Consider the following 11,851-nt stretch of genomic DNA (forward strand, 5'->3'; position numbering starts at 1 on the left):
CCACCGCGGGGTGATATTTGGGATGCCAAATTTTGGGATACCAAATCGACCGGACGTCCCCGTCGATCGGAGGCCCCGCATGACCGCCGCCCCAGCAACCCGGTCCGAAGCGCCTACCACCGAGAACGCCGATCCCCGGCTCTGGAACGAAGACCTCGCCCCGGCGAAAGAACGCCGCTGGAAGGTCTACGACATCTTCGCGCTGTGGATGTCGGACGTGCACAACCTCGGCAACTACACCTTCGCGGCTGGCCTGTTCGTCCTCGGGCTCTCGGCATGGCAGGTGTTCACCGCGCTCCTGACCGGTTTCGTGCTCATCTACTTCGGCATGAACCTGATGGGCCGGATCGGCCAGAAGACCGGCGTACCGTTCCCCGTGGTCGCCCGCATCAGTTTCGGCACCTTCGGCGCGAACCTGCCGGCGCTGATCCGCGCGATCATCGCGATCTTCTGGTACGGCATCCAGACCTACCTCGCCTCCGTGGCCATCACGTTGCTCGTGCTCGCGATCGATCCGGGCTTGAAACCGTTGACCGAGGTGGGTTTCCTCGGCCTGCACGCCCTCGGCTGGATCTGTTTCATCGCGTTGTGGCTCGCCCAGGCACTGGTGCTCACCCGCGGTATGGAGGCCGTGCGCAAGTTCCAGGACTGGTGCGGCCCCGGCATCTGGGTCGTGATGATCGCGCTCGCCGTTTGGATCCTGGCCGCCGCCGACTGGAACATCTCCTTGACCAGTAACCCGAAGGCACTGTCCACAGGGGAACAAGTACGGCAGTGGTTCGGCGCCGTCGGCCTGATCCTGTCCATCTACGGCACCCTGATGCTCAACTTCTGCGACTTCTCGCGGTTCGCCCCGAACCAGAAAACGGTGCGGCGCGGGAACTTCTGGGGCCTCCCGATCAACTCGACGGCGTTCGCGCTGCTGTCCGTGCTGGTGACCGCGGGCAGCCTCCAGGTGTTCGGCGAAGCCATCACCGACCCCGCCGAACTGCTGGCCCGCATCGACAACACCCCCGTGCTGATCATCGGCGCGCTGACCTTCGCGATCGCCACCATGGGCGTGAACATCGTCGCGAACTTCGTCTCCCCCGCCTACGACCTGGCCAACATCTGGCCGAAACGGATCACCTTCACCATCGGCGGGATGATCAGCGCGGTCGCGGCGCTGTGCGTGCTGCCGTGGAAGCTGTACTCCTCCCCCGCGGTCGTCAACTACTTCCTCGGTGGCCTCGGCGCCTTCCTCGGCCCGCTGTTCGGCATCATGATCGTCGACTACTACCTGGTGAAACGCGGCCGGATCGACGTGGACAAGCTGTTCGTGGCCGGGCCCGAGTCGCCGTACCACTACAAGCGCGGTTTCAACCCGCGCGCGATGGTCACCTTCCTTCCCACGGCGGCGCTGTCCGCGATCATCGCCCTGGTGCCGTTCTTCGCCCCCGCCGCGCCGTACTCGTGGTTCATCGGCACCGCTTCCGCCGCGGCCCTCTATTTCGCGGTGACGCGCAAGCAGCGGGTCGCGTGATGCGGATCCTGGTCACCAACTGCAACACCACCGAGGCGATGACGAAGGAGATCGAGGCGGGCGCCCGCGCCGCGGCGAGCCCCGGCACCGAAATCCTGGCCAGAACCCCGCTATGGGGACCGGAATCCGCGGAAGGCTGGCTGGACAGCTTCCTCAGCGCCGCGGCCGTCCTCGACCTTCTCAACGGGCTGGACGAGCCGTTCGACGCACTCGTGATGGCCGGTTTCGGCGAGCACGGACGGGAAGGGGCGCGGGAACTGCTCGACGTCCCGGTCGTCGACATCACCGAGGCGGCCGCGCATCTGGCCTGCCTGCTGGGAAGACGCTACGGCGTCGTGACCACATTGGACCGGACGTGCGGGCTCATCGAAGACAGTCTGCACGCCGCGGGCGTCGCGCAGAACTGCGTCGGCGTCCTCGGTGCCGGGCTCGGCGTCCTCGAACTGACCGACGAACGCAGGACGGAATCGGCCCTGCTGACCGCCGGACGCCGTGCCAGGGACGCGGGCGCGGAGGTCCTCGTCCTCGGCTGCGCGGGGATGACCGGACTCGATCGCCGGATCTCGGCGATGCTGGACATCCCGGTGATCGACGGCGTCGCCGCCGCCGTCCGCCTCGCCGAATCCCTTGTCGCTCTCGACCTCAAGACCAGCCGGGCCGGTTCCTACGCCCGCCCGCTCCCGAAAACCCGCCTCTGGCCCACGCCCCACCCCCGCGTTATCGAGGAGTAAAGCAAGGTTGGCGCGCTGACAAGCCGCTTGCGTGCGCTCGCACCTCGCCGATGTAAGTCATGGCGCAGCTCGCGACCAAGGCGTGTCGCGAAAGCCACTTTCGCGACGTCTGATGTCCCGAAAGTGGCTTTCGCGACACGATCGCAGACGGCCACCCCGGCCCCCGCGGGTCACCAGACGTCGCCGAGTGAAGGGAGCTTTCCCCGCATCCGATGCGGCGAAAGGCCCCTTCACAACACCCGACACATCCGCCGTACGAATCAATGAATCCTTGGGATCCGCAGGTCAGTTGCCGGCCGCGGCGATACCGGGGGCCGGAGCCTGGGCGTTACCCGCGATGCCGTAGCGGCCAGCGCCACCTTCGAGCTGCTCGCGCAGCGCCAAGATCGTGGTGACCCGGCCCGCCGCGGTCTCCGCGTTGTCCACAGTGGACAGGATCGAGGTCGACGAGGTGTCGGCGCGGACGACGCCGATCGCGCCGGTGCCGTCGGCGGATCCCGCGTCGCCGGCCAGGACGGTGCCGGCACCGGAACGGTCCATTTGAGCGGCGAACCGCGCGATGGTCGAGGCACGGTCACCGGCGCCGTCCCCGGTGTACTTGGAACCGGTGAGCACGATCGCGAGCTGCGCGGGCTTCACCTCCCCGTCGGTCTTCAGGAAACCGCCGTCGGTGAGCCCGCCGAGCGCGGCCGCCAGCTCCACCGGCGTGGACTGCGGCTGCGCGTTGTCCTTGTTCAGCAACGCCACCGAGCCGAGCAAAGCGCCCGCGAGGGTGCCGGGGTCACCGGCGGTCGGGAACTGGACACCGGCGGGCTGGAGCCGTGAAACGACGTCACGCAGCTGATCGGAGCGCATCGGGTCGGAGAACGCCTCGGTCAGCTGGATTTCCCCGGTGACGGCGGCACCGGCCTGACCGACGAGCTGCTTGAGCGCGTCGCGGTCCGCGGGCTTCGCGTCCTCTGTGGTCACCAGCACCACCGAACGCTTGTCCAGCTGCCCGGCGACGACCTTCGGCCCCATCGCGCCGGCGAACGCGTCCGCGTCGCCGAGCCTGGCGTTGAGCGTGTTGCGCTGCGCCTCCAGATCCGCGACCTGGGAACCCAGATCCTCCTTCTGGCCGGCGAGACCGGAAAGCAGGGCACCGTTCAGCGCCGTGGACCCGAGCACCACTCCGATGGCGAGCGCCAGGAAGCAGGCGGCGATGGAAACGATGTGGTACCGCAGTGAAATCACGTGAAAAGTCCCTTGCCCCAGGCGATGAACGAGTTCCAGGTGTCGCGGATCCAGTCGAGGTAGACCGAACCCACGTCGGACACCAGCAGCGCGGCCGCGACGGCCACCAGGGTCGCGACGACCAGCAGGACGATGGCGCCGATGGACACCCGGCTGCGGTGCAGGGTCGCGACCGCCTTGCCGTCGACCAGTTTCGTGCCGAGCTTGAGCCTGGTGAGGAAGGTCGACGGGTTCGAGCCGGACCGGCCGTGGTCGAGGAACTCCCGCAGAGTCGCCTGGAATCCGACGGTGACCACCAGACTCGCCTCGTGCGCGTCGGCCAGCAGCAGCGCGAGGTCCTCGGCGTTGCCCGTCGCGGGGAAGGTGACCGCGCCGATCCCGAGGTCCTGGATGCGCTCGACCCCCGGCGCGTGCCCGTCCGGCTGCGCCGGGACCACGACCTCACCGCCGCTGCGCAGTGTCTCCGCGCCGATCCCGTGCGGGTCGCCGACGATGACGTCCGGCTGATATCCCTGCGCGCGCAGGGTGTCGGCCCCGGCATCGACACCGATCAGCACCGGCCGGTGCTCGCCGATGTACTTCTTCAGCTTCTTGAGGTCTTCGGCGTGCCCGTTTCCGCCCGCGACCACGAGGGCGTGCCGGTCCTTGAGCGGAACGCGGATCTCCGGGACACCGACACCGTCGAGGATGAGACTGCGTTCCCGGCGAAGGAATTCGATCGTGTTCGCGGAGAACGCCTCGAGCTGGGTGGACATCCCGGCCTTGGCCTCGATCATCTGGTCCGCGACGCTTTCCCGCGTCTGCTGGACACCCGAGCCGAGCTGGCGCTCACCGATGTAGACGACACCTTCGTGCAGGCGGAGTTTCGTGCCGTCCTTCACCTTGCGCAACAGTTCGCCGCCGACCGAATCGACCAGCGGGATCCCGGCCTCGAGCAGGATCTCCGGGCCCAGGTTGGGGAAACGGCCGGAGATCGACGGCGAGGCGTTCACCACCGCCGCGACTTCGGCCTCCACCAAGGCATCGGCCGTCGACCGGTCGAGGTCGAGCTGGTCGAGGACGACGATGTCGCCGGGGCTCAGCCGGCGGAGCAGCTCGCGCGTACGCCGGTCGACCCTGGCGACGCCGGTGATCCCGGGGAGGGTCTCTTGGTTACGCGAGAGCAAGCCGGTGAGCTTCATGCGACCGATAGTGACAAATCCGCGCGGCCTTCCGTGTCCGCCACGCCGATGGAAACACGCCGATTAACCCACACCGGATCGGGCTACCCGGTCGTGACAGGGCACTACTTCGCTTTCTTTCGCTTCCCCCCGCGGCGGGCTTTGGGCTTGTCGGGCGCGCTCTTGTCGGCCTCGGCAACGGCGAGCAATTCCTCCGCGTGCGCCCGGCCGGTCTCGGTGCTCTCCATTCCGGCGAGCATGCGGGCGAGCTCGACGACACGTTCCGACTGTTCGAGCACGCGCACGCCACTGCGGGTCACGCCGCCACTGGTGCCCTTGTCCACCACCAGATGCTGATCGGCGAACGCGGCGACCTGCGGCAGATGGGTGACCACCAGGACCTGGTGACTGCGCGCCAGCCGCGCGAGCCGCCTGCCGATCTCGACCGCGGCCCGGCCGCCGACCCCCGCGTCGACCTCGTCGAACACCAGTGTCTGCACGGTGTCCGCGTGCGCGAGGACGACCTCGATCGCCAGCATCACGCGGGAAAGCTCACCGCCGGAGGCGGCCTTGTGCACCGGAAGCGGAGGCGCGCCGTTGTGCGCCCTCAGCAGCAGCTCGACATCGTCGACGCCGTCGGGCCCGGCGTGCACGAGCCTGCCCTCGACCTTCACCGCGTGCGGATCGCTCTCGTCCACGGTGCGCCGCTCGACGGTGATCTCGATCTCGGCCTGTCCCATGGCGAGCCCGGACATCTCGGCGGTGATGGCCTCGGCCAGTTCGGCGGCGGCCTCGACCCGTGCCTCCGACAGCGTGAGGGCGTGTTCCGCCAGCGTGACGGCGAGTTCGTCGCGGCGCTTGGCCAGCTCGGCCAGCGCCTCTTCGGAGGTGTCCATCGTGGACATCCGGCGGCGGGCGTCGTCGGCCCAGGCGAGTACGCCGTCGACGTCAGCCGCGTATTTGCGCGTGAGCCGCTTCAGATCGGCCTGGCGCGCGAGCACCTTCTCCAGCAACGCCGGGTCGGCGTCGAGCGTTTCGAGGTAGCTGCCCAGCTCGGTGCCCACTTCGGACAGCAGCACCGAAGCCTCGTCCAGCCGGGGCCCGAGTTCGCGCAGCACCGCGTCCTCGGAACCGTTCAGGTGGCGGGTCGCCTCCCCGATCAGCCCCAGCGCGCCGGGCGCGTCCGGATCCCCGTCCGCCGAACCGGCGACGGCGGCGTGCGCCGCACTGGCCGACGCCCGCAGTTCGTCGACCGCGGCGAGCCGTTTGATCTGCTCGGTGAGCTCGGTGTCCTCGCCCGGTTCCGGCGCGACCGCGTCGATCTCGGCGAGGCCATGCCGCAACAGGTCGGCCTGCTGCGCCATCTCGCGGGAGCGGGTGGAACGCTCGGTCAGCTCGGCGACGACGGCGAGCCACTCGTCCCGGACCGCGCGGTACCGCTCGAGCGGTTCGGTGACGGCCTCACCGGCGAACCGGTCGATCACCGCGCGCTGCTCGGCGGGCCGCAGCAGCCGCAGCTGATCGTTCTGCCCGTGGACGGCGATCAGCTGCTCGGACAGATCGGCCAGCACCCCGACGGGCACCGAGCGGCCGCCGAGGTGGGCACGGGACCGGCCGTCGACCGAGACCGCGCGCAGCGCGATGACGCTGCCGTCCTCGTCGACCTCCGCCCCGGCGTCGGTGACGATCCGGGTGGCGCCCTCGGCACCGCCCAGCTCGAAGCGGCCTTCCACGAAGGCCTTCAGCATTCCCGTCCGCACCTTGGACACTTCGGCTCGGCCGCCGGAGAGCAGGTGCAACCCGCTGACGACCATGGTCTTGCCCGCACCCGTCTCACCGGTGACGACGGTGAAGCCCGCGTGCAGTTCCAGCAGGGCGTCCTCGATGACTCCGAGGCCCTGGATGCGCATCTCGGCCAGCACGACGCCCACCGTAGCGGCCCACCCCGACCATTCCCGCACCCGGCACGTCATGAAAGGGGCCTTGACGACGAAAGTTGTCTTCAAAGGCCCTTTCACGACATCCGTCAGCGGGCGTGTCGCTCCCGCCAGCCCTTGATCGGCAACGAGAACTTGTGCACCAGCCGGTCGGTGAACGGGCCTTCCCACAACCGGACCAGGCGCACCGGCACCCGGCCGCAGGTGACCCGCACGGCCGCGCCGGCGGGAAGATCGAAGGTCCGCGATCCGTCGCAGGTCAGCACGGCGGGCGAACCGTCGGGATCGATGGCGACGGTGATCTCCGAGTCCCGCGAGACGACCAGCGGCCGGGAGAACATCGCGTGCGCGTTGCTCGGGACCACCAGCAGGGCCTGGACGTCCGGCCAAATGATCGGCCCGCCCGCGGAGAACGCGTACGCCGTCGAGCCGGTCGGAGTGGCGCACAGGACGCCATCGCAACCGAAGGACGACACGGGCCTTCCGTCGACCTCGATGAGGGCGTCCAGCACACGCTCTCGTGAGCTCTTCTCGACACTGGCCTCGTTGAGCGCCCAGGTGTTGACGGTCTCCTCGCCGTCGACGGTCACGACGACGTCGACGGTCATCCGCTCTTCGACCTGGTAGTCGCCGTCGACGGCGCGCTGGACGGTGTCGGCGAGCTTGTCCGAATCGGCCTCCGCCAGGAAGCCGACCCGGCCGAGGTTCACGCCGAGGACCGGAACGCCGTTCGGCCGCGCCAGTTCCGCGGCCCGCAGCAGGGTGCCGTCGCCGCCGAGCACGAAGACCAGCTCGGTGCCGGCCGCCGGGTCCTGCTCAGGCGCCATGACCGTGCAGGGCGCGCCGATCCCGCCGTCGGCTTCCAGCATCTCCCGGACGTCTTCGTCGAGCACCCGAAGCCGTACACCCGCCTTGGCGAAACGGGCCGAAACCTCGCGTGCCGCGTCCCGGGTCGCGTCCCGGTCCGGGTGCACGACGAGCAGCACCTCGCGATCGCTCATTGGGGTCCCTCCAGGACTGCGGTCCGGACGAGCCGCTCGGCGTCGGTGCCGTCGGTCTCCCCCGCCCCGCGGGTAAGCCAGACGAAGTATTCGACGTTCCCCGACGGCCCGGGAAGCGGGCTCGCCACGACGCCGCGCAGGCTCAGGTCCAGCTTCTCGGCCTCGGCGAGCACACCGAGCACCGATTCGGCGCGCAGTTCCGGGTCACGGACGACGCCGCCGCTGCCGAGCCGGTCCTTGCCCACCTCGAACTGCGGTTTCACCATCGGCACCAGATCCGCGCCGTCCCGCGCGCAGGCGGCCAGCGCGGGCAGTACGAGTTTGAGCGAGATGAACGAGAGGTCCCCGACCACGAGGTCGACCTGCCCGCCGAGGTCTTCCGGGGTCAGGTTGCGGACGTTCGTCTTGTCGAGGACGACCACGCGGTCGTCGGTGCGCAGGCGCCAGTCCAGCAGGCCGCGGCCGACGTCGGCGGCGATCACCGTGGCGGCGCCGTTGCGCAGCAGGACATCGGTGAACCCACCGGTCGAGGCACCCGCGTCGAGACAGCGTTTTCCTTCGGGGGAAAGGCCTTGCGGGGTGAAGGCTTCGAGCGCGCCGAGCAGTTTGTGCGCGCCGCGGGAGGCCCAGCCGGGATCGTCGTTGTCGCGCACCACGATCGGCGCGCCGGACTCGACCCCGGTCGCGGGTTTGGTGGCCACCATGCCGCGCACGGTGACCTTGCCTTCGGCGATCAGCGCCGACGCCTGCTCCCGGGAACGGGCGAGTCCCCGCCGGACGAGCTCCGCGTCCAGGCGGGCGCGTTTGGGCACGCGGTCAGACCTTGTCGATGGTGGACAGCGCCACCGTCAGCTCGGTGTGCACGGCCTCGAACCGGTCGACGTGCTCCGAGAGCGGAAGCGCCGCGAGGTCGTCGAGACCCGCCACGGCTTCGTCGATCCCGGCTCGGGGATCCGTGTCCTGCTGCGCGAACTGCTCGGCCTGGACCGCCGGCGGCCCGGGCACCGGCGGAGGGCCCGGGACCGGCGGTCGCGGCACGGGATGGAAGTGGTCTTGCACCCCACCAAGTTAGCAGCGCTGGTCAGCCGAGGCGCAGCTCGGCGAGCGCGGCGCGGGCGGTGTCGCCCACACCACGGACCTCGGTGATCCCCGAGTCCCAGGCCGCCGCGCACAAGGCGCGCAAGAGGTCGAGTGAGTCGCCTTCACCGTCGGCTTCGAGCACGTCACCCTGTGCGGTGACGTGCCAGCCGTCCTTGGGCCCGATTTCGAGCAGATCCGCGCGGCTGGCCAAGCCGGACAGGTCCCACGCGAGGTAGCGCGGACGTTCCTCGGGCCTCGCCGAGATCAGGGACGCCGCGTCGGCGACGCCGGTCAGGACGCAGAGCGCGTCGATCCCGGCCGCGACGGCGCCTTCGATGTCGGTGTCCAGCCTGTCGCCGACGACGAGGGCACGCTCCGCACCCGCGTCCCGTGCCGCCGTCGTGAACAGCCCGGGCGCCGGCTTGCCCGCCACCAGCGGTTCGACGCCGGTGGCGTGGCGCAACGCGGCCACCATCGACCCGTTGCCCGGAAGCAGTCCGCGTTCGCTGGGCAGGGTCGCGTCGACGTTGGTCGCCACCCACAGCGCGCCCGCGCGGATGGCGAGGCACGCCTCCGCGAGAGCGGCCCAGGTGTTCTGCGGCGAGTGGCCTTGGACCACGGCCGCCACGTCCGGACCGGCCTCCCGGACCGTCCGCAGCCCCACGGACTCGACCTCGGCGGCCAGGGAGTCCGTACCCACGACGAGGACCACAGCGCCCTGAGGCAGCCGCTCACCCAGCAGGGCGGCGGCGGCCTGAGAGCTCGTGTGGACCTCGTCGGGCGTGGCAGGAAGTCCGAGTGCCTCCAGGTGCGCGGAGACCTCCGCGGGTGCCTTGGAGGCGTTGTTGGTCACCCAACGGACGGACGTGCCGTGGTCCCGAAGCGCGCGGAGCGCTTCCGGTGCGCCCGGGACCACATTGCTGCCGTGATAGACCGTGCCGTCGAGGTCGAACAGGACCGCGTCGTATCCGGCCGACAGAGCGTCAGCCATTCGTGAGCTCCGCGGCGCGCTCGGCGGCGTCGGTCTCGTCCTCCTCGTCGGCCTCTGCCGCGTTCAGGAACCAGCGGATCGCCTCTTCCTTGCGGTCGGCGGCGGCGAGGTTGTCGGCGTAGGCGTAGAACAGCCGGGCGCTCCACGGATCGCGCTTCTCCGCCTTGAGGTCGTCGCCCTGCAGGGAGACGACGGCGGCGTCCAGCTGGCCGAGGTCACGCCGAGCGCCTGCCGCGACGATCGCGAGTTCGATCTGGGTCGCCTTGGACAGGCGCTCCTTGTCGACCTCCTTCGCGAGGTCGAGCGCCCGCTCCGGGCGGCCGATGGCGCGCTCGGCGTCGGCGATGATCGCGATGTGGTCGTCGGCCCTGGTCATCCGGCGGACGGCCCGCAGCTCGGACAGCGCCTCGGACCAGTTGCCCGCGTGGTAGGCGACCAGGCCGAGCGCCTCACGGACGATCGGGACCCGTGACGCCTTGGCCTTCGCGTACTTGGCGTGCTCCATGGCGGCTTCGGGATCCTCGTCGACGAGGCCACCGGCCGCGACCAGGTGCTTGCCGACGGTTTCCGCGAGTGCCTTGGGCAGGGTGCGGAGTTCCCGGCGGACCTCTTCGTCGAGATCGGAGAACTCGATGCCTTCGGGCAGTTCGGGAGCCTCGAGCAGCTCACGCGCCAAGGTCTCGTCGTCGACCGGCCTGTCCTCGGTGCGCGGAGACGAGCGGAAGTCCTTGCGGCCTTCGGAACGGTCACGCTGGGGACGATCGTCGCGCTTGCGGTCGAAGCCGCCGCGCTTGTCGTCGTAGCGCTTCTCCGGCCGGTCGGACGGGCGGCGGTCGGGACGGTCACCGGACGGCCGGTAGGCACCGCGCTTGTCGTCGCGTTTGTCGTCGCCGCGCTTGTCGCGGTCGCCGAAGCTCTTGCGCTCGTAGCCACCACCACTGGGACGACGGTCGCCGCTGTATCCGCCCGAACCACCGCGGTCGTCGCGATAGGACGGACGCTTGTCGTCGCCACGGTTGTCACGGTCACCGTAGGACTTGCCCTGGGGGCGTCCTTCGTACCGGTTGCCGGACGGACGGTCGTCGGACCGGCCGCGGTTGTCCGAGCCGTAGCCGGAACGAGCCGGGCGGCTGTCGGAGCGCTTCTCGTACCGGCCCTCGGAACGGTTGTCCGAACGGCTGTCAGAGCGGTTGTCGTAGCGACGCTCGGGACGGCTGTCCGACGAGCGGTAACCGCCGCGATCGCCACCACGGTTCTCGGAGCGGAAGCCCCCGCGGTCGCCGCCACGGTTGTCACTGCCGCGGTTGTCACGGTTGTCGCCGCCGCGGTATCCACCGCGATCGCCGCCACGGCTGTCCCGGTTGTCGGACCGGTAGCCACCACGGTTGTCGCTTCCCCGGTTATCCGAGCGGTAGCCGCCACGGCTCTCGCTACCCCGGTTGTCCGAGCGATAGCCACCGCGGCTGTCGCCACCACGGCTGTCCGAGCGGTAACCGCCCTTGTTGTCACGGCTGTCGCGGCTGTCGCGACGGTCGTCGGAGCGGTAGCCGCCACGACGGTCGTTGTCGCGGCCACCGGACCGGTCGTCACGACGGTCGCCGGCACCGGGGCCACGACGGTCATCGTTGTTGTAGCGCGGACGGCTGTCGTCACGTCCCTGACCTGCGAACCGGCTTCCACCCGAGCGCTGGTCACGGGGGCCGTCGCCGCTGCGCGCGGGCTTGCCTGCGTAGCCGCCACCGGAACCGCGGGCACCGCGGTCGTCCCTGCGCGGCCGGCCCTGGTAGCCGCCATCGCGGCCGCCCCGGTCCTGCCTGCCGCCGGCGGAACCGCGCCGGTCACCTCGCTGCGCGTCAGACCGGCCTCCGCGGGGACTCTCGTCCCGGCGACCCGACCGGCCGGACGCGCCATCATCTGAGTCACGTCGACCGAACTCGGACACCTGGCCTCCTGCCACTATTGAAAAGTTTCGACACTTGCGCCCACCCGACAGGTGGGCCAACGGACCATTCTAGTCGGTCCATGGACATGAAAAGAGACAGGGCCCTGACCGGGGAGAACCTGTTGAGGTTCTCAACCCTGGTCAGGACCCTGTCCTGAAGTTAGTCCGGCGGTGTCCTACTCTCCCACAACCCTTCGGTTGCAGTACCATCGGCGCTGTCAGGCTTAGCTTCCGGGTTCGGAATGGGACCGGGC

The 11,851-nt window shown here is 69.9% G+C and carries 10 protein-coding genes and 1 rRNA gene; 2 read left to right on the forward strand and 9 right to left on the reverse strand.

What is annotated here, in order from left to right; genetic code table 11:
* Positions 1 to 79: 79 nt before the first annotated feature.
* Both ACFVM3_RS10200 and ACFVM3_RS10205 read left to right on the forward strand, forming a co-directional pair.
* Positions 80 to 1,522, forward strand: coding sequence for an NCS1 family nucleobase:cation symporter-1 (locus ACFVM3_RS10200; protein ID WP_378437408.1), 1,443 nt, complete (start codon positions 80 to 82; stop codon positions 1,520 to 1,522).
* On the forward strand, positions 1,522 to 2,253 hold the full coding sequence (locus ACFVM3_RS10205) for an aspartate/glutamate racemase family protein (protein WP_378437410.1): 732 nt from the start codon (positions 1,522 to 1,524) through the stop codon (positions 2,251 to 2,253). Before ACFVM3_RS10200 ends, ACFVM3_RS10205 begins: the two co-directional genes overlap by 1 nt.
* A 285-nt stretch (positions 2,254 to 2,538) precedes the next feature.
* Here the strand turns inward: ACFVM3_RS10205 and ACFVM3_RS10210 are convergent, their stop codons facing one another.
* From ACFVM3_RS10210 to rrf, 9 genes are all read right to left on the reverse strand, one after another.
* A complete protein-coding gene (locus tag ACFVM3_RS10210; protein ID WP_378437412.1) occupies positions 2,539 to 3,486 on the reverse strand; it encodes a copper transporter in 948 nt (315 codons plus the stop codon).
* Entirely contained in the window at positions 3,483 to 4,667 is a 1,185-nt protein-coding gene (steA, locus tag ACFVM3_RS10215) for a putative cytokinetic ring protein SteA (RefSeq protein WP_034322271.1), read from the reverse strand. The genes ACFVM3_RS10210 and steA overlap by 4 nt, the downstream gene beginning before the upstream one ends.
* Before the next feature lie 104 nt (positions 4,668 to 4,771).
* Positions 4,772 to 6,568, reverse strand: coding sequence for a DNA repair protein RecN (recN, locus tag ACFVM3_RS10220; RefSeq protein ID WP_378437414.1), 1,797 nt, complete (start codon positions 6,566 to 6,568; stop codon positions 4,772 to 4,774).
* Positions 6,569 to 6,672: 104 nt separating this feature from the next.
* A complete protein-coding gene (locus ACFVM3_RS10225) occupies positions 6,673 to 7,584 on the reverse strand; it encodes an NAD kinase (RefSeq protein WP_072026471.1) in 912 nt (303 codons plus the stop codon).
* The gene (locus tag ACFVM3_RS10230; RefSeq protein ID WP_378437416.1) at positions 7,581 to 8,396 is read right to left on the reverse strand and encodes a TlyA family RNA methyltransferase; all 816 of its coding nucleotides are present in this window, start codon (positions 8,394 to 8,396) and stop codon (positions 7,581 to 7,583) included. The genes ACFVM3_RS10225 and ACFVM3_RS10230 overlap by 4 nt, the downstream gene beginning before the upstream one ends.
* Positions 8,397 to 8,400: 4 nt before the next feature.
* Positions 8,401 to 8,622, reverse strand: a complete 222-nt coding sequence (locus ACFVM3_RS10235; RefSeq protein ID WP_378437431.1) for a hypothetical protein — start codon at positions 8,620 to 8,622, stop codon at positions 8,401 to 8,403.
* A gap of 43 nt (positions 8,623 to 8,665) precedes the next feature.
* Complete coding sequence (locus tag ACFVM3_RS10240; RefSeq protein WP_378437418.1) at positions 8,666 to 9,655, reverse strand: HAD-IIA family hydrolase; 990 nt, start codon at positions 9,653 to 9,655, stop codon at positions 8,666 to 8,668.
* Positions 9,648 to 11,597, reverse strand: coding sequence for a hypothetical protein (locus ACFVM3_RS10245; protein ID WP_378437420.1), 1,950 nt, complete (start codon positions 11,595 to 11,597; stop codon positions 9,648 to 9,650). Before ACFVM3_RS10245 ends, ACFVM3_RS10240 begins: the two co-directional genes overlap by 8 nt.
* 163 nt (positions 11,598 to 11,760) lie before the next feature.
* Positions 11,761 to 11,851, reverse strand: a 5S ribosomal RNA gene (gene rrf / locus ACFVM3_RS10250); the annotation flags it as partial.

The organism is Amycolatopsis sp. NPDC057786 (genome assembly GCF_042797905.1).
GTDB lineage: Bacteria > Actinomycetota > Actinomycetes > Mycobacteriales > Pseudonocardiaceae > Amycolatopsis.